This window comes from Roseateles sp., assembly GCF_039595595.1.
GTDB lineage: Bacteria > Pseudomonadota > Gammaproteobacteria > Burkholderiales > Burkholderiaceae_C > Roseateles.
This window is the reverse complement of record NZ_JBCNLG010000017.1, coordinates 64,153-87,811: the sequence shown is the minus strand read 5'-3', so window position 1 is coordinate 87,811 and position 23,659 is coordinate 64,153. Positions and strand designations below refer to the sequence as shown.

18 protein-coding genes are annotated in these 23,659 nt (G+C 70.1%); 9 read left to right on the top strand and 9 right to left on the bottom strand.

The genetic code is table 11. The features are described from left to right. Positions 1-9 precede the first annotated feature (9 nt). The 4 genes from otsB to ABDW61_RS18785 all read right to left on the bottom strand — a co-directional run bounded on the left by otsB (position 10) and on the right by ABDW61_RS18785 (position 3,892). Entirely contained in the window at positions 10-771 is a 762-nt protein-coding gene (gene otsB / locus ABDW61_RS18800; RefSeq protein WP_343640842.1) for a trehalose-phosphatase, read from the bottom strand. After that, positions 768-3,056 (bottom strand): trehalose-6-phosphate synthase, encoded by a 2,289-nt coding sequence (locus ABDW61_RS18795; protein ID WP_343640841.1) that lies wholly within the window; start codon positions 3,054-3,056, stop codon positions 768-770. The genes otsB and ABDW61_RS18795 overlap by 4 nt, the downstream gene beginning before the upstream one ends. Continuing rightward, positions 3,053-3,610: a hypothetical protein gene (locus ABDW61_RS18790; protein ID WP_343640840.1), complete on the bottom strand. Its 558-nt coding sequence runs from the start codon at positions 3,608-3,610 to the stop codon at positions 3,053-3,055. The genes ABDW61_RS18795 and ABDW61_RS18790 overlap by 4 nt, the downstream gene beginning before the upstream one ends. Positions 3,611-3,679: 69 nt before the next feature. Beyond that, positions 3,680-3,892: a hypothetical protein gene (locus tag ABDW61_RS18785; protein ID WP_343640838.1), complete on the bottom strand. Its 213-nt coding sequence runs from the start codon at positions 3,890-3,892 to the stop codon at positions 3,680-3,682. A 127-nt stretch (positions 3,893-4,019) separates the two neighbouring features. On the opposite strand from ABDW61_RS18785, the gene ABDW61_RS18780 reads away from it, so the two are divergent. The 3 genes from ABDW61_RS18780 to ABDW61_RS18770 all read left to right on the top strand — a co-directional run bounded on the left by ABDW61_RS18780 (position 4,020) and on the right by ABDW61_RS18770 (position 6,286). Then, positions 4,020-5,012 carry an SDR family oxidoreductase gene (locus tag ABDW61_RS18780; RefSeq protein WP_343640837.1) on the top strand — a complete coding sequence of 331 codons (993 nt, stop codon included), beginning with the start codon at positions 4,020-4,022 and terminating at the stop codon, positions 5,010-5,012. A gap of 63 nt (positions 5,013-5,075) precedes the next feature. Beyond that, positions 5,076-5,726: a hypothetical protein gene (locus ABDW61_RS18775; protein WP_343640835.1), complete on the top strand. Its 651-nt coding sequence runs from the start codon at positions 5,076-5,078 to the stop codon at positions 5,724-5,726. Then, positions 5,723-6,286, top strand: coding sequence for a hemerythrin domain-containing protein (locus tag ABDW61_RS18770; RefSeq protein ID WP_343640834.1), 564 nt, complete (start codon positions 5,723-5,725; stop codon positions 6,284-6,286). Before ABDW61_RS18775 ends, ABDW61_RS18770 begins: the two co-directional genes overlap by 4 nt. Before the next feature lie 111 nt (positions 6,287-6,397). On the opposite strand, the gene ABDW61_RS18765 is transcribed toward ABDW61_RS18770, so the two are convergent. After that, positions 6,398-8,872: a catalase gene (locus ABDW61_RS18765; RefSeq protein ID WP_343640833.1), complete on the bottom strand. Its 2,475-nt coding sequence runs from the start codon at positions 8,870-8,872 to the stop codon at positions 6,398-6,400. A 142-nt stretch (positions 8,873-9,014) separates the two neighbouring features. Between ABDW61_RS18765 and ABDW61_RS18760 the strand changes: the two genes are divergently transcribed. Next, the gene (locus ABDW61_RS18760) at positions 9,015-9,215 is read left to right on the top strand and encodes a DUF6496 domain-containing protein (protein ID WP_343640832.1); all 201 of its coding nucleotides are present in this window, start codon (positions 9,015-9,017) and stop codon (positions 9,213-9,215) included. A 31-nt stretch (positions 9,216-9,246) separates the two neighbouring features. Here the strand turns inward: ABDW61_RS18760 and ABDW61_RS18755 are convergent, their stop codons facing one another. Both ABDW61_RS18755 and ABDW61_RS18750 read right to left on the bottom strand, forming a co-directional pair. Then, the gene (locus ABDW61_RS18755; protein ID WP_343640888.1) at positions 9,247-10,587 is read right to left on the bottom strand and encodes a sorbosone dehydrogenase family protein; all 1,341 of its coding nucleotides are present in this window, start codon (positions 10,585-10,587) and stop codon (positions 9,247-9,249) included. A gap of 182 nt (positions 10,588-10,769) precedes the next feature. Further along, a complete protein-coding gene (locus ABDW61_RS18750; protein ID WP_343640831.1) occupies positions 10,770-12,617 on the bottom strand; it encodes a hypothetical protein in 1,848 nt (615 codons plus the stop codon). A gap of 189 nt (positions 12,618-12,806) precedes the next feature. Between ABDW61_RS18750 and ABDW61_RS18745 the strand changes: the two genes are divergently transcribed. Then, positions 12,807-14,948 carry a TonB-dependent receptor gene (locus ABDW61_RS18745; protein ID WP_343640830.1) on the top strand — a complete coding sequence of 714 codons (2,142 nt, stop codon included), beginning with the start codon at positions 12,807-12,809 and terminating at the stop codon, positions 14,946-14,948. Here ABDW61_RS18745 and ABDW61_RS18740 read toward each other — a convergent pair. Both ABDW61_RS18740 and ABDW61_RS18735 read right to left on the bottom strand, forming a co-directional pair. Next, positions 14,876-16,615 carry a hypothetical protein gene (locus ABDW61_RS18740; RefSeq protein WP_343640828.1) on the bottom strand — a complete coding sequence of 580 codons (1,740 nt, stop codon included), beginning with the start codon at positions 16,613-16,615 and terminating at the stop codon, positions 14,876-14,878. The genes ABDW61_RS18745 and ABDW61_RS18740 overlap by 73 nt on opposite strands. Next, complete coding sequence (locus ABDW61_RS18735) at positions 16,602-17,024, bottom strand: hypothetical protein (RefSeq protein WP_343640826.1); 423 nt, start codon at positions 17,022-17,024, stop codon at positions 16,602-16,604. Before ABDW61_RS18735 ends, ABDW61_RS18740 begins: the two co-directional genes overlap by 14 nt. 242 nt (positions 17,025-17,266) lie before the next feature. On the opposite strand from ABDW61_RS18735, the gene ABDW61_RS18730 reads away from it, so the two are divergent. From ABDW61_RS18730 to ABDW61_RS18715, 4 genes are read left to right on the top strand one after another with little or no spacing between them, the layout of a single operon-like run. Beyond that, positions 17,267-18,364 carry a response regulator gene (locus tag ABDW61_RS18730; protein WP_343640825.1) on the top strand — a complete coding sequence of 366 codons (1,098 nt, stop codon included), beginning with the start codon at positions 17,267-17,269 and terminating at the stop codon, positions 18,362-18,364. A gap of 23 nt (positions 18,365-18,387) precedes the next feature. Next, positions 18,388-19,179 (top strand): beta/gamma crystallin-related protein, encoded by a 792-nt coding sequence (locus tag ABDW61_RS18725; RefSeq protein WP_343640823.1) that lies wholly within the window; start codon positions 18,388-18,390, stop codon positions 19,177-19,179. Between the two features lie 12 nt (positions 19,180-19,191). Further along, complete coding sequence (locus ABDW61_RS18720; protein ID WP_343640822.1) at positions 19,192-22,758, top strand: response regulator; 3,567 nt, start codon at positions 19,192-19,194, stop codon at positions 22,756-22,758. Positions 22,759-22,771: 13 nt separating this feature from the next. Continuing rightward, positions 22,772-23,623: a protein-glutamate O-methyltransferase CheR gene (locus tag ABDW61_RS18715; protein ID WP_343640821.1), complete on the top strand. Its 852-nt coding sequence runs from the start codon at positions 22,772-22,774 to the stop codon at positions 23,621-23,623. The last annotated feature ends 36 nt before the right edge of the window (positions 23,624-23,659 follow it).

The window sequence follows — 23,659 nt, the reverse complement described above, 5'->3', positions numbered from 1 at the left end:
CACGCCGGATCAGCCGATCGCTTCGAGCATCAGCCGCAGCACCGCATCGATCTCCGCCTGCTCGTTGAGGAAGTAGCGCGCATGGCTGTGGTCCAGCCGCGGTCCGACGCGCACGGTGATCCATCCGTCGCCGACCTGCTCGAAGGCCGGCTCGTCGTTGGTGTCATCGCCGATGAAGAAGCCGGCCTCGGTGCCGTAGCGCCGCGCCAGCCGCACCAGCGCGTCGCCCTTGTGCGGCGCGTCGGTCGCCAGCACGTTGACGACGCGCTTGCCGTGCTCGGCTTCGACGCCGGGCGGCAGTTCGCGCAACAGCTCGGCGATCGCCTCGCGCGCGGTCACCGGGTTGGGCGCCATGCGGTAGTGGATCGCGAGCGAGGCGCCCTTGTCCTCGATCGTCGCGCCGGCCGCGTTCAGCATCGGCTCGAGCCGCCGCGCCTCGCGGCGAAAGGGCGCGAGCGCGGCCACCACGCGCGGGTCGGGGCCGTCGAACTCGTCCTCCGCGCCGTGGTTGCCCACGATGTGGGTCGGCTTGAAGCCAAGCCGGTGCCGCACGTCCAGCACCTGGCGGCCGCTGACCACCGCGACCGGCAGCCGCGTGGCCAGCTGTTCCAGCAGGCGCGCGGTGGGCTCTGGAATACGCGCCTCGTCCGGGTGCATGACGATGGGGGCGAGGGTGCCGTCGAAGTCGAAACCCAGCAGCGGCCGGCGCTTCATCAGATCGCCCAGCGCCGCGCGGCCCTCGGCATCGAGCAGGGAGCGGGTCGGCATCATGGCGACAGCGCCTCCTGACCGGATTCGCGCGCGCGCCGCTGCACGCGCCGCGTGATGCGCTCGCGCAACCGCCATTGCCCCGCGTCGGCCAGCATGCGGCCGGCCCAGCGGTAGACGTTGAACTCGCGCACCGTCATGCGCAGGCTCGCCATGCGCTCACGCTGCTCCTGCGCCGGCATGGTCGCGGCGCGGTGCAGCGCATCGGTGGTCTCCTCGACGTGGTACGGATTGATCACCAGCGCCTCGGGCAGCTCGCGCGCGGCGCCGGCGAAGCGGCTCAGGATCAGCACGCCCTGGTCGTCGTCGCGTGCCGCGATGAACTCCTTGCAGACCAGGTTCATGCCGTCATGCAGGCTGGTCACCACGCACATGTGCGCGGCACGGTAGAGCTCCATCAGCGCCGAGTGATCGTGGTGCTCGGCCAGCAGCAGCACCGGCTTGTAGCCGGCACCGCCGAAGCGCAGGTTGATGCGCTCGGTGACGCGGTGGATGCGGTCCTGGAACTCGCGGTACTCCTCCAGCGCGCTGCGCGTGGGAGCCGCCACCTGGACCAGCACGAAGCGGCCCTGCCACTGCGGGTACTTCTCGAGCAGGCGCTCGACGGCATGCAAGCGCTCCAGGATGCCCTTCGTGTAGTCGAAGCGGTCCACGCCCACCGCCATCACGGTGTCGGGCGCCAGGCCCAGCCGCTCGAACGCCGCGGCGCGCGCGTCGGCCGGGGAGGGCCAGCCGGCGCGCTCCTCGTCGCTGGGCCAGGCGATCGAGATCGGATAGCTCTGCACCAGCGTCGGCTCGCCCTGGTAGCTGATGGTCGAGTGCTCGTGCTCGATGCGCGCCTCCAGATAGCGGTCCACGGTCTCGGTGAAGTTCTTGCAGTGGAAACGGGTGTGGAAGCCCAGGATGGTGCTCCCGAGCATGCCTTGCAGCAGCTCGCGCCGCCACGGGCAGATGCCGAAGGACTCGGGGTTGGGCCAGGGGATGTGCCAGAAGGTGATGATGGTCGCCTTGGGCAGCTTCTCGCGCACCATCGCGGGCAGCAGCGCGAAGTGGTAGTCCTGCACCAGCACCACGGGGTCGTCGCTGCGCGCCTCGGCCACGACGGCGTCGGCGAAGCGCTGGTTGACCGCGCGGTACTGCGCCCAGTCCGACTCGCGGAACACCGGCCGCACGTGCGCGACGTGGCACAGCGGCCAGAGCCCCTCGTTGGCGAAGCCCTGGTAGTAGCCGCGCTCTTCCTCGTCGGTGAGCCAGATGCGGCGCAGCACGTACTCCTTCGTGTCGGGCGGCACGGCGACGCGGTCCTGCGCGTCCACCACGTCATGGTCGCCCGTGCCGCTGCCATGTGCGATCCAGGTGCCCGAGCAGGCCCGCATCACCGGCTCCACCGCGGTGACCAGGCCGCTGGCCGGCCGGCTGACGGTGATGCCGTTCGGGCCGCGCTGGTGGATGTAGGGCTCGCGGTTGGAGACCACGATGACCTGGTCCCCGCGCAGTTGCGTGCGCAGCAGCCCGCGCAGGCGGTCGGGGTCCCAGGGCGTGAGCGGGCCGTGCTCGCGGTAGAGGTTGTCCTCGAGTTCGCGGATGTGCTGGCGGATTTCCACCTCCAGCGGCTGCAGCTCGGGTGGCGCGGACTGCGGGCCGCCGCGGTCGGGAGCGCCGCCCAGCAGCGGGCGCACCAGGCCCTCGCCGCGCAGGATCGCGCGCATGCCGGAGACCCAGCCGCGCCAGCTCAGCTGCGCGACGATCATCGTGATGCCCGCCACCGCCAGGCCCAGCACCGTGATGAAGATGATCATGTAGCGCCGCGTGTCCAGGCTGCGGCGGTCGGGCAGGCTCAGGTCGTGCAGCAGCACCAGACGGTCGGAATCGGCCTGCTGCGGATTGACCGGGAACACGCCCACGTGCACCGCGCCGCTGGCCAGTTCCAGCCGCGGGTCCTTGCGCGCGGCGGTCATCTCGGCTTCCTTGCAGCTCAGCGTGTCGGGGAAGCCCTTGGTGCTGAGCACCTGCGTGCCATCGGCCGCGCACATCGCGATGCCCACCAGGCGCTCGTCGAGCACGCCGCGCTCGAGCAGGTTGCGCAGGCGGTCGCGCTTGGCGGTGGGGTCGATGTCGGCGATGGCGACCGAGAGGGTCTTGGCCACCATCTCGCCGCGAGCGCTCAAGTCGCGCGAGAACCAGCGCAGCGTCATCCGGTCCAGCAGCGGCAGCGCCAGCAGTGCGGCGACGGTCAGCGTGATCAGCAGCGGGACCAGGAAGCGGATCTGAAGATGCAGCGACTTCATGCGCGGCCGCCCGCGCGTCGGGGCGCAGGGTCTGCCAGGACGCTGAAGTCCTCGTCATAGTCGCCGTAGCCGCCGGCGTCCCCGGTCTCCCGGGGATGATCCCGCAGCGCGTGCAGGCCGCCCAGGGCCAGGCCGGCCGCGAAGCCGCCATAGACCATCAGCAGGCTCAGCGCCGAGGGCGGGCGCGTGCCGGAGGCGGTGGCGCGCTTGTCAGCGCCCGGCGTCAGCACGCTGGGGGTGACGACACGATCGACGCCGACCGCCACGGCGGTGAGCAGCAGCGCGTCGGTGACGGCGTTGCCGCGGGTCGGGCGGTCGCGCAGCGCGCGCAAGCGGTCGTAGAGCGCGCCCCACACCAGGCCGGTGGCGGTGTGCAACAAGAGATTGGCGGCGGAGGATTTCAGCGGCGGACGGCCGACACGGTACTCGGAACGGCCGACCAGATGAGCCTGGTCGGACCCGCTGCCGCGCAACAGCGCCAGACCCGAGAACAGGCTGGCCAACACGCCGTCGGCGCATGCCCGGCGCAGCGCCGGGAGCAGCAATGCATTCAAAGGCGACTCCTGTGACAGAGGGAAACAGCCCTCCAGAGAGGCAATCGCCGTGCCGTCCCCTGTGCGGCATCAGTTCAGCGCGGTGGGCGGCGGCATGTAGGGCGGTTCACGCACCGGAATGGGGTCCTCGCCTGGGATCGGGGGATCGATGACGTCCGGGGGATCGCTGTCCGGCTCGGGCGTGGGGCCGTGCGGCGGCGGCGGGACGTAGGGCACTTCGTTCGGATGTGGCGGGCTCGGCGGCACGGTGTGGGCGTGGAGCGGCAGTGCGAATGGCGTCATGGGCGGTCCTTGTGGCGCACGGGAGCCTGCAAGCGGCGCGCCCGGTTTTCAAGTGGCGGCGCAAGGACGGCCCGGTCCCGCGCTTGCCGATTCCAGGCACCAGTGACCGTTCCCAAGGAGTACCCCCATGACGACGAAGACCGCGAAGGACACCGTGGAGAAGCAGCAGCACGCCCAGCATCAGCAGGACGTCAAGGACCAGGAGAAGCAGGCCAGGGAGGGCGGCAGGAAGCCCTCGAAGGACGAGCCCGTGCAGGCCGGCGCGCGCGAGGAACCCAGCCGCTTTCCCGCGCAGCACCTGGACAAGCCCGGCGAAGAGGGCGATCTCGCGACCGCGCCGCGTTTCCTGGCTCCGGACTACCGCGGCAGCGGCAAGCTCGAAGGCATGACCGCGATCGTCACCGGCGGCGATTCCGGCATCGGCCGCGCGGTGGCCGTGCTGTTCGCCCGTGAGGGCGCCGACGTGGCCATCGTCTACCTCGACGAGGACGAGGACGCGCGCAAGACCGCCAGCCATGTCGAGGCCGAGGGCCGCCAATGCGAGCTGATCAAGGGCGACGTGCAGGACCGGGAGTTCTGTCTGCAAGCGGTGCAGAAGGTCGTGCAGCGCTTCGGCCGGCTGGACGTGCTGGTGAACAACGCCGCCTTCCAGGAGCACGCGCAGGGTCTGGCCGACATCACCGAGGAGCGGCTCGAACTGACCTTCCGCACCAACATCTTCGGTTACTTCCACATGGCGCAGGCCGCGCTGCCGCATCTGAAGCAGGGCGCGAGCATCATCAACACCGGCTCCGTCGTCGGGCTGCAGGGCAGCGCGACGCTGCTCGACTATGCCTCCACCAAGGGCGCGATCCACGCCTTCACCAAGTCGCTGGCGCAGAACCTGCTGCCCAAGGGCATCCGCGTCAACGCCGTCGCGCCCGGGCCGGTCTGGACACCGCTCAATCCGGCCGACGCGCCCGCCGACAAGGTCTCCGAGTTCGGCGCCAAGAGCGACATGAAGCGCGCCGCCCAGCCCGAGGAGCTCTCGCCGGCCTATGTGTTCCTGGCGTCGCCGGTGTGTTCGGGCTATGTGACGGGCATCGTGCTGCCGGTGACGGGCAGCGTCGGCGCGATCTAGGCGCGCGTTCCCGGTCCCGGGACGGCATCCGGATTGCCGACAGCCGCATCAAGGAGTGGCCCCATGAACGACAAGGCTTTCGACACGCCCTGGCAACTCGTCTGGTGCGCCGATGTGGCCAGCCAGCGGCTGCTGCACGTCAGCGCCTCGGTCGAACAGGCGCTCGGCCTGTCCGCGCAGGCGCTGATCGACGACCCGATCCAGTGGAATCACGCGGTGCTGCCCGCGGACGCGGGCGAGTTGCCGCGTCCGTTCTGTGCCGACGACCTGCCGCATGGCGACGGCTTCGTCCGCGAGTACCGCATGATCGGCGCCGATCTGCATGTCTACCGCGTGCGCGACCGGCGCTTCCGCCGGCGCGACCCGCGCAGCGGCGCGCTGCGGACGCTGGGCGTGGTCGAAGGGCTGGGCGAGGTGCCGCTGGATGCGCGGGCGCCGGTGGAGCCGTCCTGGCAGCAGCTGTGGGACGAGGGCGCCGAGGAGCGGCTGCCGCGCGGATCGATCGCCGCGAGCGGCTCGCCCAAGCCCGAGCCCGGCGCCGGGAAGGAGTCCGGCGGCCGGGAGCGCCCGGCCGAGCCGCCCCCGCCCGGTCCCGAACAGGCCCCGCACGAGCATCCTGATGATCCCGGCGTGCATCCCGACGGCCCGCGCCGCTATCACGACGACCATGCGACGCCAGCGCGTCAGAGCGCGGAGGAAGGGGTGCCGGCATGAGATCCCACGTCCTGCCGCGGAGCGATTTCCGTGCCGACCTGATGGCGCGCGACGAGGTGGTGGCGCTGCTGGTCGACGACCACCAGCGGGCGCAGCATGCCTTCCACCAGTTCGACCGGCTGTGGGCCGTCGGCGACCACGAATCCTGCGAGGCGCTCGTGCGCCGCACCTGCGCGCTGCTGACGGTGCATGCGACGCTGGAGGAAGAGCTGTTCTACCCGGCGGTGCGCAAGTGCCCGGAGATCGGCGCCGTCGAGCGGCGGCTGATCAACGAGGCCGAGATCGAGCATCTGGTCGTGCGCATCCTGATGTCGCAGCTGCGGCGCATGCGCTCCGACGACTCGCAGTTCGCGCCGCTGGTGGGGGTGCTGGGCCGCTACGTCTCGCACCACGCGAAGGACGTGGAGCAGGGCATCCTGCCGCGGCTCACGCATGCGTCATCGGTGGACTGGCGCTCGCTGTCCATCGCGCTGCGGCGCCGCCGCGACGAGCTCGAGCGCCAGTGGCGCGATGAACTCAGCCAGGAGAGCTCGGAGTACGAGCGGCAGCAGGACGCGTGAGCGACAAGGTTGTCGGCTGACCGCCACTGCACAGCAGCAAAGTTCCAATTTCGGCCGAATTGGAACTTTGTTGCCATGAGCGGTCCGGCCTCATGAGGGCCGGGCGCCGAATCATCGCAACACCGGCTCCTTCTCCCGATCAAACCGCCGCGGCTGACCCAGCGCGGTGACGAAGGCCGCGATCGCGTCGCTTCCCGCCGCGCCCTGGAAGAACAGCATCGCGTCATCGCTGGCCTCGTCGGCGGAGGAGGGCGCGCGCGCCGCCTCGAGCAGCGCGCTCTCGGCGCCCAGCACCAGGATCGGCTTGCAGTGGCGGTAGATGTCCTGGACGAAGTTGACCGCCAGCGTCGAGGTGGACAGCGTGGGCATCTCCTCGGCCTCCGCCGGCACGACCACCGCGTCCCACACCGGCCCCGGCGCCGTGTCCACCGTGACCTCGACCTGGATCGGGTCGTCGCCCCCCGCCGGCACCACGTCGCCCAGCCGGTGGCCCACGAAGCGCGGCACGCCACCGGCCTCGAGCACCGCCTGATGCACCGCGCGCAATCCGTCGGCCTCGACGCCCTGGTGCACCAGCAGCGCGACCTTGCGTCCCTGCAGCGTGCCGTCGCCCGGATGCGCCGTCAGCGACAGCGCGCGGGAGCGCCGCACCTCCGGCGCCTGCACCGAGCCCTCCACCGCCGCGCCCACCGCCGTCGGCGCGAGCAGGTCCGGCGCCGGCGCCGGCAGCTCCATGCCCAGGCCCTCGGCGACGCGCGCGGCCAGGCCCGCGTCGACCCGCAGCAGGTTGGACACCATCCGCTGCCGGATCGCCGGCACCTGCACCCGCGTCAGCTCGAACCGGAACGCGTTGACGATGTGCGCCTGCTCGGCCTCGCTCTGGCTGTTCCAGAACAAGGTCGCCTGCGCGAAGTGTTCGGCGAAGCGCTCCGGCTTGCCGCGCAGCGACTCGCCGTTGACCGGCTGCGGGAACGAGATGAAGCCGCTCGCACCGGCCTGGAACGGACAGCCGCCGCCGAGCGAGTTCGGCTCGTACGCGACCCGCCCCCGATTCAGCGCCTGGCGGTGCATGCCGTCGCGCTGGTTGTTGTGGACCGGCGCGACCGGCGAGTTGATCGGGATCTCGTGGAAATTCGGCCCGCCCAGGCGCGAGATCTGCGTGTCCACGTAGGAATGGATGCGGCCCTGCAGCAGCGGGTCGTTGCTGAAGTCGATGCCGGGAACGACGTGCGCGGTGCAGAACGCGACCTGCTCCGTCTCGGCGAAGAAGTTGTCCGGATTGCGCGTCAGCACCATGCGCCCGATCGGCCGCAGCGGCACCAGCTCCTCCGGCACGATCTTGGTCGGGTCGAGGATGTCGAAGGACCAGCCTTCGGCCTCCTCCTCGGTGAAGACCTGGACCGCGAGTTCCCACTCGGGCAGCACGCCGCCCTCGATCGCCTCCCACAGGTCGCGGCGATGGAAGTCCGGATCCGCGCCGGCGATCTTCACCGCCTCCTCCCAGACCAGCGAGTGCGTGCCGGCCTTGGGCGTCCAGTGGAACTTGACGAAGCGCGCCACGCCCCGGGCGTTGACGAAGCGGAAGGTGTGCACGCCGAAGCCCTGCATCATCCGGTAGCTGCGCGGAATCGCCCGGTCCGACATCGCCCACATCAGCATGTGCGTGGACTCCGGCATCAGCGAGACGAAATCCCAGAACGTGTCATGCGCGCTGGCCGCCTGCGGCATGCCGTGATGCGGCTCGGGCTTGAGCGCGTGGACCAGGTCGGGAAACTTCATCGCGTCCTGGATGAAGAACACCGGGATGTTATTGCCCACCAGATCCCAGTTGCCTTCGTCGGTATAGAACTTGACCGCGAAGCCGCGCACGTCACGCGCGGTGTCGATCGAGCCGCGCTCGCCGGCGACGGTGGAGAAGCGCACGAACACCGGCGTGCGCTTGCCGGCCGCCGCGAAGGGTGCGGCCATCGTGAGCTCGTTGAGCGCGTCGTAGCACTCGAAGTAGCCATGCGCGCCCGAGCCGCGCGCATGCACCACGCGCTCGGGGATGCGCTCGTGGTCGAAGTGGGTGATCTTCTCGCGGAGGATGAAGTCCTCCATCAGCGTCGGCCCGCGCAGGCCCGCCTTCAGCGAGTTCTGGTTGTCGGCCACGCGCACGCCCTGGTTGGTGGTGAGCGGCTGGCCGCCGCTGTCCACGCGCACGCGGTCCAGCGATTCGGTGGTGGCGTTGTAGCCGGCCTCGGGCAGGCCGTCGCCGACCTTGTCGGAGGCGAAATCCTCGCTCACCGTGCTGCCGGCGACCAGTTCGTCGGACGGCCCGGTGGCGGCGCCCGGCACCGGGTTGACGGCGTTGTCGCGGCTGTGCTCGACCGCCTTGAGCGGATTGGCCGGCATCGATTCCGCGAGCGCCGCCGTGCCGCCGGCCTTGCGCGCGAGGCGCACCTGCGATTCGGTCAGGCCCGCGGCGGCGCTGAGTTCGGCGCGCGCGGGGCCGCCGAAGGTGCTCAGCGCGGAGCCCAGGCCCTCGTTCGACGGGCCGGCCGCAGGCTTGGCGGCAGGGGACGGGGCGGTTCTCTTGGTGGCCATGCGATGTCCTTGAGTGACGTGGAGGGGTGGCTGCTCGAGCAGCCGTCACGCCAGGGAGGCAATCGCGATGCCGCCGCACGGCATGCGGGTTGCCGCATCCGGGGCATTCCCTTGTCACCCCTGACACATGAAAGGACAGGCCATGACCACGCGATACGGCAAGAAGGCCCAGGAGGAAGTGCACAAGGCCATGCACGAGGAGAAGCATGGCGAGCTCAAGAGCGGCCGCAGCGGCAAGAAGGTGACCAACCCGAAGCAGGCCGTCGCGATCGGCCTGTCCAAGGCGCGCAAGGCGGGCGCCAAGGTGCCCGCCAAGCGATCAGGGTCGAAGGCGCATCACTGACGGCATCGAGCCGCGGCGGCGCTGCGCGGGCTCACTGCGAGGCCGGCGTGCTCGCCGCGCCGGCGGCGGGCGGGAAGGCGGCCTTGGGCCCCGCGGTGCCGGTCGCGGTGACGCGCCAGATGACGTTGCCGACATCGTCCGCCACCAGCAGCGCGCCCTGGCGGTCGAGCGCGACGCCGACCGGGCGGCCTTGGGCATCGCCCTTGGCGTTCAGGAATCCGGTCAGCACGTCGACCGGCATCCCGCTGGGCTTGGCGCCGACGAAGGGCACGAAGATGACCTTGTAGCCGGACGGCACCTTGCGATTCCACGAGCCGTGCTGACCGACGAACATGCCGTGCGCGAAGGCCTGCGTGAGCGCATTGCCGTCGGCCGACGCCAGCCCCAGCGAGGCCGTGTGCGCGCCCACCGCGTAATCCGGCACCAGGGCCTTGTCGACCAGTTCGGGACGCTGCGGCTTGACGCGGTCGTCGACATGCCGGCCGTACCAGCTATAGGGCCAGCCGTAGAAGCCGCCGTCCTGGACCGAGGTGATGTAGTCGGGCACCAGGTCGTCGCCGAGCTCGTCGCGCTCGTTCACGGCCACCCACAGCGCCTTGCTGGTGGGCTCCCAGGCCAGACCGACCGGATTGCGCAGGCCCGAGGCGAACACGCGCGTGGAGCCGCTCTGCAGGTCGATCTCCAGGATCGCGGCGCGGCGCTGCTCGTTCTCGATGCCGTTCTCGGCGACATTGCTGTTGGAGCCGATGCCGGCATACAGCTTGGTGCCCTCGGCATTGGCGACCAGGCTCTTGGTCCAGTGGTGGTTGATGGAGCCGCCGGGCAGGTCGGCGACCTTCACCGGCTGTCCCCCGAGCCGGGTCTGGCCGGTGGCATACGGAAAGCGCACGACGGCGTCGGTGTTGGCGACGTAGAACTGGTTGCCGATCAGCACCATGCCGAACGGGGAGTTCAGACCCTCGGCGAAGACGAAGCGCTGGTCCGCGACGCCGTCGCCATCGGTGTCGCGCAGCAGCGTGATGCGGTTGGCGCTCTTGGGCGTCGCGCCGGCCTTCTTCTGGAACTGCTTGGTGATCCAGGCCTTGGGGCCCTTGCCGTCGTCGGGGCGCGCCGGCGCGTTGGTCTCGGCGACCAGCACGTCCCCGTTGGGCAGCACGTAGAGCCAGCGCGGGTGATCGAGACTGTCCGCGAAGCGCGCGACCGCCAGGCCGGCGGCGGCCTGCGGCTTGCCGCCCGCCGGCCAGCCGACCGCCTTGGCGACGTTGATGGTGGGCAGCAGGCCCTTCTGGGGTTCGGGCAGCGTGGGGTTGGGGCCATAGCCCGGCGGGGTGGCGGGCTGGGCCTCGAGCGCGAGCGCGGCGCCCGCGCTCATGGCGCCGATCACGGCGAAGGCCGCGATCGCGGCCGCGCGGATCAGGAGCCGCGCGCCGCCGCGGCGGCCATGAAGGGAGGTCTTGTTGTTCATCGGCTTCTCCATCGAGACGCCGTGCCAGGGCGGCCGGCGACAGCGGAACTGTCAGCAAGCGGGGTGCCCGGCGCGGCGCTCTCGACCGTCTACCTGTGCGGCGACAGCGACAGCGCTTCCGCGGCATCGGCAAGCACCATCGCCAGCGGCAGCTGCGGATCCGCCCTCAACGCCGACTGCAACGCGCGCAGCGGTTCCAAAAGGCGCGAAACGGCATCCGAGGCGCAAACCGCCAGATCCCGCGCTTTCAGACCGGCCCGCGTGCCGTTTGCCGCGTTGGCGACGTCGATCAGGTCCCGCGGCAAGTCCATCGCCTCGGCCAGGGCCCCAAGGTCGAGGGAGAGCAGCCTGTCGCTCAGGGCTTTGTCGATGGGGCGGTGCAGGCCAGGAATCGGCTCTCCGCTCCCCGGGTAGGAGAACATTGGCGACACGCCCTGGAGCGCCTGGCGCGCGATGTGGAGCGGCTCATGCGCTGTATCCGGCAATCGGCCCGGACGCAGCAGACCCGTCTGAGGTTCGACGTTCACGTTCGCCCAGGTCGCCCTGGGTCGACCCAACACCCATTGCGCCAGTACCGCGCGCTGAAGTTCGGCGTCCGGAAGTGCTGAAAGCTGGATGTCGTCGGGCGGTGATGATTCCCGCTCGTCCGCCAGCACGCCTGGGACGCCGTCGAGAATCGCCGGGGTGGCGCACGGGAAACGCAGATTCAAACCCGCCAGCTCATCGAGCTTGCGGTGCAGGACCGATGCCAGGACCGCGTATTGCGGGACGATGTTCGTTTGAGCCGCGACCTGCCGGGTCGGCATGGGACGAAAGCGATAGAGCGGGCGGCCATCGGCTTGATTCACGATCCGCTCAGACGTGCCATCCCAGGCGTCATGGAGAGCCGCCAGTCTGAAGACCAGATGTGCCGCGTGCCGTTGCCGATGGCGGCTGCGTTCCGTCAGGCTTGGAGACTGCAGCTTGGGGCAGGAGGTATCGATGTCTCGCTGGCGCTGCCGCCGATCTTCCAGGATAAGGGCGTCGATCCGGGAAATGTAGCGTTGCGCAAGATCGAGTTGGGCTCCCCGCACCTCGTTCTGCCCGCTTGCGTTGGCGTGGCGAGCCAGGTATTGCCCGGCGAGCTTGCGTACGGACAAGGCCTTGCCTTCATCGAACGGGTATGCGCTCTCCGCCTCCTTGAAGGTCATCTCCAGCTCCTTGAAGGTGCCCGGATCTGGCGCCGTGAGTGTCTTGCGGAAGCTCGCCAGGGCCTCCTTGGTGCGTCTGAAGGAAAACTGCTTCGACATGCCGGACGGCTCCGCCGGGGCCGGCGACAGTGCCTCCGGATCACCGACGGATGAGGCCGCGCTGGAGCGCTGCGACGAACTGCTTGACGCCGCGTTGGAGCGCTGCGACGAGCCGTTTGATGACACGCTGGAGCGTCGCGGCGGGCTGTTGTCTCCGGCCGGTGGGGCTGGCGCCGTGGACGGGCGTGTTCCTCCGGCCGCGGCCTCCATCGTCTGGGCGACCATGCCGGCGACTTTGCGGCGACGCAGTGCCACCTTGTCCTGGCCTCGCTGCTGCTGCGCCCAGGCGAGATAGCCTTCCGCCAGCGGGAGGAGCGCTCGCGCGAGTTCGTCCGCTTTCACCCGTGCTTTCGGATCTCCGTGGCGAGCGGCCTCAGCGGCCGTCAAGCGGTCACGGTTCATTTCCTTGAGCACGGCGTAGTTCACCGGCTTTGCCTGTGGGGCGGCGCGGGCGGCCGCCAAACCGGGCGAATGACGTTCGATCGAGATCGGGGCGGCCTCCTTCTCCTTCGTACGGCGCCAGCGACCCAGTAGACCCTTCTTGAATTTCTGCTGCTTGGCGGGCAAGGCCCCGCTGCCGGCGGGGGCCTGGAACGGATCGGACGTGCCGGCGTGCGTCGTGCGCGACAGCGAGAACAGTGGCGGCATGGCTGGCCCCTCTTGGCGCTCAGCCGCCAGATCCGGAGGAACTGCTGCGGGAGCACCTGCTCGTCTGTCTCAGCACGCCTCCCGCGGGTTCTTGGTCGCAGGCCGAAGCTGTGATGTCGGTTGGCACCCCGCTTGCTCTACCTGCTGCTTGTTCGCTTAACGTCTGGTTCGTTCGAATCGAGGAGAGATATGACGAGCATGCATCGGGGAGCGGGGGCCCTGGCGGTCCTGGGCAGTCTGTTGTCCGGCGCCGCGGTCGCGCAGGCAGGCCCGGCGACGCTGCCGGCCGTGGTGGTGACGGGCAGCGTGTCCGAACGCGCAAGCGATGACGCCCCCTACGCCGTCACGGTGATCGACGCTGACACGCTGCGCGCCGCTGGTCCCCGGCTGCAACTGTCGGAGGCTTTGAACCGCGTCCCGGGGCTCACCGCCAACAACCGCCAGAACTACGCGCAGGATCTGCAGCTGTCGTCGCGCGGATTCGGCGCGCGCGCGCCGTTCGGCGTGCGCGGGCTGCGGCTGTACACGGATGGCATTCCCGCGACCATGCCGGATGGCCAGGGGCAGGTCACCCATTTCGACCTGGCCGGCGCCGAGCGCGTGGAGGTGCTGCGCGGCCCGTTCTCCGCGCTATACGGCAACAGCTCCGGCGGCGTCATCGCGCTGGTCGGCGCGCCGGTCCGGGAGCGTTTCGCCGAAGTCGGACTCGACGCCGGCGATGCGGGACTGCGTCAGACGCGCATCGCCGCGGGACTGCCATTCGGCAACGGCTGGGAGGCGCGAGTCGGCGCATCGCATCTGGAACTCGATGGCCAGCGGCCGCACAGTGCCGCGCGCCGCACGCTGGCCGAGGGGCGCCTGGCCTGGAACGGCCCGCGCGACCAGGTACTGGTGCTGCTCAACAGCATCGATCAGCGCGCGCAGGATCCGCTCGGCCTGACCGCGGCGCAGATGGCCGCCGATCCGGATCAGACGGCGCCGCAGGCGGAGCAATTCAACACCCGCAAGAACGCGCGTCAAACCCAGTTGGGTGGACGTTGGCGCCATCGCTTCGACGTGCCCGGGCCCTTGGCCGAAACCGCGCTGACCGCCTATGCCGGGCGCCGCGCGGTCGCGCAGTGGCAAGCCATTCCGATCGGTGCGCAGACGCCTCCGGGCAGCGGCGGCGGTGTCGTGGACTTCGCGCGGCGGTATGGCGGCACCGATGCGCGGGCGGTGTGGCGGATCGGCGATGCCCGGCTGGCCACCGGTCTCAATGTCGAGCGCCAGCGCGATGACCGTCAGGGCTACGAGAACTTCATCGGCACCGGTGCCGCCCAGCAGCTCGGCGTGACCGGGGCCCGGCGGCGCGATGAAGCGAACGAGGCCGTCACGCGCGAGGCCTACGCGCAACTGGAGCTGCCGCTCTCCGAGACGCTGAGCGCGAGCGCCGGCGCGCGCGCCGGGCGCGTGACGCTGTCGGCGCGGGATCGCTTCCTGTCCAACGGCGACGACTCGGGTTCGCGCCGCTACGGCTACGTGAACCCGGTGGCGGGGCTGGGCTGGCGGATCACGCCGGCGTTGTTGCTGCATGCCGCGGTCGGCCGCGGTTTCGAGTCGCCCACGCTCAACGAACTGGCCTACCGCGCGGATGGGCTGGGGGGATTCAACGGCGGCTTGCGGCCCCAGAAGAGCCTGCAACAGGAGATCGGCGCCAAGTGGCGCGGACAGGAGGTCGAGTGGGACATCGCCGCCTTCCATGTCGCCACGCGGGACGAGATCGCCGTGCTGTCCAACAGCGGCGGCCGGTCGAGCTATCAGAACGTCGGACGCACGCGGCGCAGCGGCCTGGAGTTGTCCGGCGCCTGGGACTTCGCGGCGCGGTGGCGGGCGATGGGGGCTGTCGGCACGCTCAGTGCGAGCTACCGCGACGGCTTCCTGACCTGCCTGGGCTCGCCCTGCGCGGCGGCCAACGCGCCGGTCGCCGCCGGCAACCGGATCGCGGGCACGAACGGCGGCAGCGCGTACGCCGAACTGGCCTGGCGCCCCTTCGCGGCGGTGAAGGAGGGCGAGCTCGCCCTCGAATGGCGCGGCGTGAAGCGCACCGCCGTCAATGACGTCAACAGCGAATGGGCGGCGGGCTACGGCGTGCTCAACCTGCGCGCGCGCCGCGCGTGGAGCATCGGGGCGACACGCGCGGAGCTGATCGCTCGCGTCGACAACGCCGCCGGCCGCCGCTATGCCGGCAGCGTCATCGTCAACGACGGCAACGGCCGCTTCTACGAGCCGGCGCCCGGGCGCGCTTTCTGGATCGGCTTGTCGCTGAGCGCGCGAGGAAGCTCCCAACAGTAGGCGCGGGCATGGCCGGCCAGGGCCTCCAGCCTGCGCACGCGCTCGAGCGTGTCCTGCCGCGCGGTGACGGCGATCGGGGCGTTGTGGACCTGTGTCATCAGCCGGCCGATGTCTGCCATGAGCACCAGCGCCGACTCGACCGCGCTGCCCGGGGACTTCCGATGCATTTCGGAGAGCTGCAGGCCGCGCACGCAGAACGCCGCCAGTTCGGAATCGCGGCCAGGCTTCGTCCAGCGCGCTGGCGCGACTTGTGCATGCAGCCTGCGGAGTTCGGTGTCCCCCATGGGATGGACCTTCTGACGAATGGGGGGCGCTTCGTCGTACTGGCGCACGCAGTCGTGGACGTAGGCGGCCTTGACCGCGTCGCGGTGGTCTTGGGGCCACACCTGCGGGGAAGGTGGCAGCACGATGCCTTCCCGGAACGCGATACGCCGTCGAAAGTCGAGGATGGCCTGGTCCTCGATCCCGCGCAGACGTGCACGGTCCTCCAGGCGGAGTTCTTCCCGATGTGCGGCAGGATCGATCGGCGCCTGCAGGCTCTCGGAGTCCGGTGGGGGCGACCCTGCCGCCGAGATCCCGGGAGCTGTGCTGGCGAGCCATTGATCTGCACGGTCTTTCAGATTCTGCAGTTGGGCCCGAAGGCCCTCGAGCCGTTGCGAAGGCAGCAGCGCTTCGGCCTCCTCCTGATCGAGACACAGGGAGATCTTGAAATCGGCCAGTGCGTTCTGACGTTCCAGTTCCATCCAGCCGGAGAGCGCGATGAGATCGACCGGCTGCATCGCTTGTGCGAGCCCCGTCGACAGGCACTCCGCAAGGGACTTGGCGGGCGGTTGGTAGAGATCGAATTCCGCATTCGGATGCTGAAGCCCCGGCGTCGTCAGGGAAAGCAGGTCGGACAGGCGCGCGAGGTCACCCGTCTCGATGCGCGTGAGCGTTCCGATGCCGCGGTCCGGCAGCGTGCAATGGCCGCAGAACGGCACCGCTGTCCATCCGGCCCATTGTGCGATCTCCCGCAGCACCACCGAACGGATGCGATCGCCGCAGGCATTGGCGACCGCCGTCATATCGACGATGCCGCTTGGGCGCAAGGTCATGCGGAAGAAGTAGCGCGGTCGATGCGCGTCCTGGATGACATGAATGGAAGGGCGTCCATCGAGGGGCTGCCCGCCGAAGTCGCCGAGCAACGCGATCGCGTGCTCCTTGTGTGCAGCAACGGGATCGGCACCGGGGCGCGCCAGCGCTTGTGTCAAGCGCTCCTGATGAAAGGCGCTCAATCGAACACGCGCGGCGTGTCTCACTGCCTCCGCCTTATGGCGACGGGACTCGTCCCATTGGCCGCGATTCGATTCCTCCAGGTAGCCATCGGCATCGGCGATGGTCTGGCGCAGTTTCTCCACGTACTGCTCCGGAGCGGCCTGCGCGATCGCAGCGGCCACGTACGCGCCGGTCCCGGCCTTGCACAAACGCTGGAATGCGCTCCGCTCCGGCCAGGTTCGGAGCTTGCCGTGCCGCGCCTCCTGACGCCACCACGCGGTTACGGCCAGCGGGTCGTCGAGCTCCGGCGCCTCGGCGCTCAACTCGGTGAAGCCCTCGTCGCCGACGGCGTCCTGGGTGTCCTCGTCCTGCGCTGGGACGGCGTGTTGTTGGAAGGGATCAACGGGAAGCATGGGCACGATCTCCTTGCGCGAAGCGCTCCAGGTCGCGGAGCGCCGCCTTCAGCGTCGTCTCGAGCGAAAGCTCAATGAAGCCGTTCTCGTCCATCAGCTGGATCAGGTCGGAGGGCGGCAGCAGTTCGCCGGCTCGCGAGAGCAGAGCGCGCAGGCCGGCAGCCGGGTCTTGGGAAGCAGCGCCGCCATCGGCATCGGCATCGCCCAGCATCGCCAGCGCCTCGCCGAAGCGCTCCAGGCCGGCCGTGATCTCGTCGATCGCGTCCGCCAGCGCCTCGTCGATGGTGGCGGCGTCGGGCAGCGGTGCGCAGCGCTCGCGGACCACCGGGGTCAGGTCATCGAGCGACGCCTGCACGCGCCGCGCGGCGGCGGACCAGCATCGCTGCGCGCCATGGAAACCGGATTGCATGCCGCATCTCCGTTGTTGGACAGGCACCTTGTGTCCTCCGCCGGCACGTTGTCGGTCGACTCCGAACGTTGACATCCGTCATCCGCCGATCGCGTCGCGTGGAAAATGCGACCGAACTCGCCGGCGGGTTCGAGCCGCGGCATCCACCGTGCGGCATGCGGGTTTCTCCCGAGATGTCGTGGGCACGTCCCTTGCCGGTTGCCGCTGTCATCGACGACAAGACCAACGATTGGGAGAGTGATGTGACGCAAGCGATGAGCGTGCTGGTGGTGGACGACAAGCCGCAGAACCTGCTCGCGATGAAAGCCTTGCTGGCCGATTCCGGCCTGCAGGTCCTGACCGCCGAGAGCGGTGCGCAGGCGCTGGAGTTGCTGCTCGTGCACGACGTCATGCTGGCGTTGCTGGACGTGCAGATGCCGGGCATGGACGGCTTCACGCTCGCCGAACTGATGCGCGGCGCGGAGCGCACGCGCCACGTGCCGATCATCTTCCTGACCGCCGGCTCGCAGGAGACCCTGCGCAGCTTCAAGGGCTACGAGGCCGGCGCCGTCGATTTCATCTACAAGCCGGTGGACGCGCATGTGCTGCGCAGCAAGGTCGCGGTCTTCGCCGACCTGCATCGCCAGCGCCTGCTGCTGGCCGAGCGCATCGTCGAGCAGGAGCGCCTGGCGCGCGTGAACGCGCTGATGCTGAGCGCGCTCAGCCACGACATCCGCAGCCCGCTGTCGGTGATGATGCTCAACGCCGAACTGCTGCTGCGCCAGACCGAGTCCCCCTCGCTGCAGAAGGCCGGCCAGCGCGTGAAGGCGGCGGCGACGCTGCTGGGGCGCCAGGTGGACCACCTGGGCAGCCTGGCGCGCCGCCCGTGCGAACTGCTGCAGGTGCGGGCGGTGAGCGGCGATCTGGCCACGCTGGCCGCGCAGCGGCTGGACATCGAGAGCAACCAGACGGTGCTGTGGTCGCCGCCGGCCTTCGAGCGCATCGGGGACACGCGCGGCGACTTCGATCCCGAGTTGATGGCCCAGGCCGTCGACCAGCTGTTGATGCAGGCCGCCACCCATGCCGGCGACAGCACGCTGCGCATCCAGGTCGACGGTGGCGCGCAGCGCTCGCTGGCGCTGCGGATCAGCTTCGACAACGTGCTGGACACCGAGGCCTCCCTGCATCTGTTCGGCGGCGGCGAGCCGGTCTCGGGCATGTCCGCGGCCCAGGTGGGGCCGGGCCTGCAGGAGCCCGAGCGGGTCGCGCGCGCGCATGGCGGGTCGCTGATCGGCGCCTCGCGAGCCCGGCAGGGCACGCTGTTCGAGCTGCTCCTGCCCCGGCTGCAGTCGGAGCGTTGATTCCAACCACGATGGGGACCGTCATGAACCGAAGCACCGTTCGCGCGATGAAGGCGGCCGTCGCGGCCGCCGCCTGCGCGCTGGCCAGCCAGGCGATGGCCGACATCACCTTCTACGAGAACGAGAACTTCCGCGGCCGCACGGCCGGCATCGACTCGCAGGTGAATTTTCTGAAGGAGATCGGCTTCGACGACCGCGCGTCCTCGATCGAGGTGCGCGGCGAGCGCTGGGAGGTCTGCGAGGACCGCGGCTACCACGGCCGCTGCCGGGTGCTGCAGCCGGGCAGCTATCCGTCGCTGCGCTCGATGGGCCTGGACAACCGCATCAGCTCCGCGCGCCGCGTCGACGAGAAGATGGACGTCGGGCGCGATCGCTACGGCCCCGACCCGGAGCCGACCTTCTATCGCCGCGGCGAGGAGGCGCTCTATCAGGCGCAGGTCGTGTCCGTGCGCGCGGTGATGGGCGACGAGCAACAGCGCTGCTGGATCGAGCAGAAAGAAGTGCGCGACCGGCCCAACGTCGGCGGCGCCGTCATCGGTGGCGTGCTGGGCGGCATCCTGGGGCACCAGTTCGGTGGCGGCAGCGGTCAGGCGGTGACGACCGCGGCCGGCGCCATCGGCGGCGCGGTGGTCGGCAGCAACGTGAACCGCAAGGACGTGCGCAACGTGCAGCGCTGCGGCGCGGTGCCGGACCGAGGCGCGCCGCAGTACTGGGACGTCACCTATCGCTTCAAGGGGCAGGATCACTACATGCAGACCCGCCAGCCGCCGGGCGCGACCGTGACCGTCAACGCCCGCGGCGAGCCCCGCGAATGATTGAATGAACGAATGAACGGTACGAAGACTCCCCTGGATTCCGGCTTCTCTCGCGGATCGACGCCCCGTCATCTGGACTGGCTGCCGCTGCCGACGCTGCTGGGCTTCATCGTGGCCGCGCTGACCATCCTGGTCACGGCGTGGTTCTCCTGGCGCTCTCAGCAATGGCAGTCGGAATCGGCCGACGCCATGGCGCGCTCGCTCGCGGTACAGGAACAGATCCAGGCGCTCGGCTCCGCGGTGAAGGACGCGGAGACCGGCCAGCGCGGCTTCCTGATCACGGGCTCGGACAGTTACCTGATTCCGTTCAACACCGCGCAGGTGACCATCCCCGCGGCGACCGAGCGCCTGCGCGCCGCGTTCCAGAACTACCGCCCGCAGCTGGCGCGGCTCGAGACCGTCGAGCAGCTCTTCAAGGCCAAGCTCGGCGAGATGGAGGAATCGATCGTCATGCGCCGCAAGGGCGATGGCGTCGGCGCCGTGACGGTGGTGCAGGGCGACCGCGGCCGCATCCTGATGGAACGCATCCGCACGCTGCTTGGCGAAATGGAGCGCGAGGAACGCGAACGCGCGACCGAGCGGCGCGCGCTCTGGGACGCGGCCGTGCAGCAGACCACCGCGGTCATGTGGGGCGGATCGGCGCTGCTGCTGGTGCTGACCATCGTCGCGGCGGTGCTGAGCTCGCGCGCCTATCGCGCGGCCAAGACGGAGGAGTGGATCAAGGCCGGCCTGGCCCACCTGGGCACCGAGCTGCAAGGCGATCCGCATGTGGAGCGCCTGGCCGAGATCGCCACCGGCTTCCTGGCGCGCTGGACCGGCGCGCGGGTCGGCGCCTTCTACGTGTCGCAGGAGGATGGCAGCTTCCTGCGCGTGGGCGGCTATGCGCTGCCGGTGCCGCAGGCCGATGCGCCGCCGGTGGTGCGCGGCGGCGACACGCTGCTCGGCCAGGCCGTGCGCGATCGCCGCCCGGCCCATGTGACGGCGCTGCCGGCGGACTACCTGCCGGTCAGTTCGTCGCTGGGCCGCGCCGGCTCGGCCGAGCTGCTGATCGCGCCGGTCGGCCTGGATCGCCGCGTGCACGGCGTCGTCGAGCTCGGCTACCTGCACCGGGTCGGTGAGGCCGAGCGCGAGCTGCTCGCTCGCGTCGCCGAGCCCGTCGCGATGGCGCTGCGCGCCGCGCGCGATCGCAGCCGGCTCGAATCGCTGCTCGAGGAAAGCCGCCGCCAGGCCGAGGAACTGCAGATGCAGCAGGAAGAGCTGCGCGCATCCAACGAGGAGCTCGAGGAGCAGGGCAATGCGCTGCGCGACTCGCAGTTGCGGCTGGAGCGCCAGCAGACCGATCTGGAGGAAAGCAACGTGCGCCTGGAAGAGCAGGCGCGGCAGCTGGAGATGCAGCGCAGCGAGCTGACCCAGGCGCAGACGCTGCTGACGGAGCGCGCCGAGGCGCTGGAGCGCTCCAACCAGTACAAGAGCGAGTTCCTGGCCAACATGAGCCACGAGCTGCGCACGCCGCTGAACTCGACACTGATCCTGGCCAAGCTGCTCTCCGACAACAAGGAAGGCAACCTGACCGACGAGCAGGTCCGTTTCGCGCAGACCATCACCTCGGCGGGCAACGACCTGCTGACGCTGATCAACGACATCCTGGACCTGTCCAAGATCGAGGCCGGCAAGGTCGACATGCAGGTCGACCGCGTGTCGCTGCCGCGCCTGCTGCAGCAGCTGACGCAGGTGTTCGCGCCGATCGCGGCGCAGCGCAACCTGGCCTTCGGACTGCAGATGGCCCCGGGGGCGCCGGAGTGGATCGAGACCGACGAGTCGCGGCTGGGTCAGATCCTGAAGAACCTGCTGTCCAACGCGCTCAAGTTCACCGAGCGCGGCTCGGTGCGCATGGAGGTCGGCGCGACTGCGGACGGGCGCGTGGCCTTCGCGGTGAAGGACACCGGCATCGGCATCGCGCCGCATCAGCAGGCGTTGATCTTCGAGGCCTTCCGCCAGGCCGACGGCAGCACGCATCGCAAGTACGGCGGCACCGGGCTGGGGCTCTCGATCTCGCGCGACCTGGCGCGCCTGCTGGGCGGCGACATCCATTTGCAGAGCGAGCCGGGGCAGGGTTCGACCTTCAGCCTGGTGCTGCCGCTGCGCCACGAGGCGCCCGCCGACGAGGACCGCCCGCGGCCGCTGTCGCCCGCGCAGGCGCCGCTGACGGCGCCGCCCGCGATGGCGCCGGTCTCGGCATCGACGTTCGGCGCGGTGCTGCCGGCCGGCTCCGACGAGGAAGCGGCCGACGACCTGGCCGTCTCGCTGCTGCGCGAGCCGGCGCCCGCCGCGCCCGATCCGCGCCTGCCGCAGCTCGACGACGACCGCCTGTCCTGGGTGCCGGGCGACCGCGCGATCCTGGTCATCGAGGACGATCCGCGCTTCGCGCTGATCCTGCGCGACCTGATCCGCGAGATGGGCTTCGTCTGCCTGATGGCGCACACGGCCGAGAACGGCCTGTCGGTGGCGCAGCGCTACGCGCCCAGTGCGATCCTGCTCGACATGAACCTGCCGGATCATTCGGGCCTGGGGGTGCTGGACCGGCTCAAGCGCGAGCCGCTGACGCGGCACATCCCGGTGCACGTGATCTCGGTGGCCGACTACACGCACGAGGCGCTGGAGCGCGGCGCCATCGGCTACGCCTTCAAGCCGGTCAAGCGCGAGGAGTTGGAGGCCGCGCTGAAGAAGCTCGAGGCCAAGTTCTCCCAGCGCATGCGCACGGTGCTGGTGGTCGAGGACGATGCGCGCCAGCTCGACAGCATCCGTCACCTGCTGGCCGCGGACGAGGTCCGCATCCAGGGCGTGGCGACCGCGGCCCAGGCGCTGGACGCGCTGCGCCAGTCGACCTTCGACTGCATGGTCATGGACCTGAACCTGCCCGACATGAGCGGCTACGACCTGCTCGACCAGATGGCGCGGCAGGAGGACGTGGCCTTCCCGCCGGTGATCGTCTACACGGGGCACTCGCTGTCACCGCAGCAGGAGCAGCAGCTGCGGCGCTATTCGCGCTCCATCATCATCAAGGGCGCGCGCTCGCCGGAGCGCCTGCTGGACGAGGTCACGCTGTTCCTGCACCAGGTCGAATCGCAGCTGCCGCCCGAGCGCCAGCGCATGCTCAAGGAGGTCCGCGCGCGCGACAACATGCTGGAGGGGCGGCGCGTGCTGATCGTCGAGGACGATGTGCGCAACATCTTCGCGCTGTCGGCGGTGCTGGAGCCCAAGGGCGTGAAGGTCGACATCGCGCGCAACGGGCGCGAGGCGCTGGAGCGGCTCGATGCGCCGCTGCAGGGGCCCGGCGCGAAGGCGCCGATCGACCTCGTGCTGATGGACATCATGATGCCGGAGATGGATGGCTACACCGCAATGCGCGAGATCCGCGCTCGGCCTGAGCTCAAACGGCTGCCGATCATCGCGTTGACCGCCAAGGCGATGAAGGACGATCAGGAGAAGTGCATGGCCGCTGGCGCCAACGACTACATCGCCAAGCCGCTGGACATCGAGAAACTGCTCTCGCTGGTCCGCGTCTGGATGCCGCGCTGAGGACCGGCGGCCGATGGCGCACGGACCCGCCGGCCCGCCGGGATCGCATGAGCAGGACATCGAGGTCCGGCTGATCCTCGAAGCGATCTACGAGCGCTACCACTACGACTTCCGCGATTACGCCGGCAGCTCGCTGCGGCGCCGGCTGCGCGCGGCGATGCAGCGCTTTGGCTGCGGCAACCTCTCGGTGCTGCAGGGGCGGGTGCTGCGCGAGCCGGAGGTGTTCCGCTCGGTGCTGGCCGACCTGACGGTGCAGGTCAGCGAGATGTTCCGCGACCCGGAGTACTTCCTCGCGCTGCGCGAGCAGGTGGTGCCGGTGCTGCGCACCTTTCCGTCGCTGCGCATCTGGGTGGCGGGCTGCAGCGCGGGCGAGGAGGCGTACTCGATGGCCATCCTGATGAAGGAGGAGGGCCTGCTCGAACGCACGCTGATCTACGCGACGGACATCAGCCAGGAGGCGCTCGCGCAGGCGCAGGCGGGGGTGTACCGGCTGGATCTGGCGGCGGGCTTCTCGGCCAATCACCGCGCGGCAGGCGGGAAGGGCGCGCTCTCGGAGCACTTCACCGCCGCGTACGACCACGTGCTGATGGACAAGTCGCTGAAGGACCGCATTGTCTTCAGCGATCACAGCCTGTCCACCGACAGCGTGTTCGCCGAGGTGCAGCTGGTGTCCTGCCGCAATGTGCTGATCTATTTCAACCGCGCGCTGCAGGACCGTGCCTTCGGCCTCTTCACCGAGGCGCTGTGCCGCAACGGCTTCCTGGGCCTGGGGTCGCGCGAGACGCTGCGCTTCTCGCAGCATGCGGGCCAGTACGTCGAGATCGCCGCGAAGGAGCGGATCTACCAGAAGCGCTCCGGCGGATGAGCGGGCGCCGGCATGATCCGGTTCCGGCCCCTAGAA

Excerpts from the sequence above, each read along its gene's own strand:
- otsB (WP_343640842.1), bottom strand. The coding sequence starts at position 771 with ATGATGCCGACCCGCTCCCTGCTCGATGCCGAGGGCCGCGCGGCGCTG.
- ABDW61_RS18795 (WP_343640841.1), bottom strand. The coding sequence starts at position 3,056 with ATGAAGTCGCTGCATCTTCAGATCCGCTTCCTGGTCCCGCTGCTGATC.
- ABDW61_RS18785 (WP_343640838.1), bottom strand. The coding sequence starts at position 3,892 with ATGACGCCATTCGCACTGCCGCTCCACGCCCACACCGTGCCGCCGAGC.
- ABDW61_RS18780 (WP_343640837.1), top strand. The coding sequence starts at position 4,020 with ATGACGACGAAGACCGCGAAGGACACCGTGGAGAAGCAGCAGCACGCC.
- ABDW61_RS18775 (WP_343640835.1), top strand. The coding sequence starts at position 5,076 with ATGAACGACAAGGCTTTCGACACGCCCTGGCAACTCGTCTGGTGCGCC.
- ABDW61_RS18770 (WP_343640834.1), top strand. The coding sequence starts at position 5,723 with ATGAGATCCCACGTCCTGCCGCGGAGCGATTTCCGTGCCGACCTGATG.
- ABDW61_RS18765 (WP_343640833.1), bottom strand. The coding sequence starts at position 8,872 with ATGGCCACCAAGAGAACCGCCCCGTCCCCTGCCGCCAAGCCTGCGGCC.
- ABDW61_RS18760 (WP_343640832.1), top strand. The coding sequence starts at position 9,015 with ATGACCACGCGATACGGCAAGAAGGCCCAGGAGGAAGTGCACAAGGCC.
- ABDW61_RS18755 (WP_343640888.1), bottom strand. The coding sequence starts at position 10,587 with ATGAGCGCGGGCGCCGCGCTCGCGCTCGAGGCCCAGCCCGCCACCCCG.
- ABDW61_RS18750 (WP_343640831.1), bottom strand. The coding sequence starts at position 12,617 with ATGCCGCCACTGTTCTCGCTGTCGCGCACGACGCACGCCGGCACGTCC.
- ABDW61_RS18745 (WP_343640830.1), top strand. The coding sequence starts at position 12,807 with ATGACGAGCATGCATCGGGGAGCGGGGGCCCTGGCGGTCCTGGGCAGT.
- ABDW61_RS18740 (WP_343640828.1), bottom strand. The coding sequence starts at position 16,615 with ATGCTTCCCGTTGATCCCTTCCAACAACACGCCGTCCCAGCGCAGGAC.
- ABDW61_RS18735 (WP_343640826.1), bottom strand. The coding sequence starts at position 17,024 with ATGCAATCCGGTTTCCATGGCGCGCAGCGATGCTGGTCCGCCGCCGCG.
- ABDW61_RS18725 (WP_343640823.1), top strand. The coding sequence starts at position 18,388 with ATGAACCGAAGCACCGTTCGCGCGATGAAGGCGGCCGTCGCGGCCGCC.
- ABDW61_RS18720 (WP_343640822.1), top strand. The coding sequence starts at position 19,192 with ATGAACGGTACGAAGACTCCCCTGGATTCCGGCTTCTCTCGCGGATCG.
- ABDW61_RS18715 (WP_343640821.1), top strand. The coding sequence starts at position 22,772 with ATGGCGCACGGACCCGCCGGCCCGCCGGGATCGCATGAGCAGGACATC.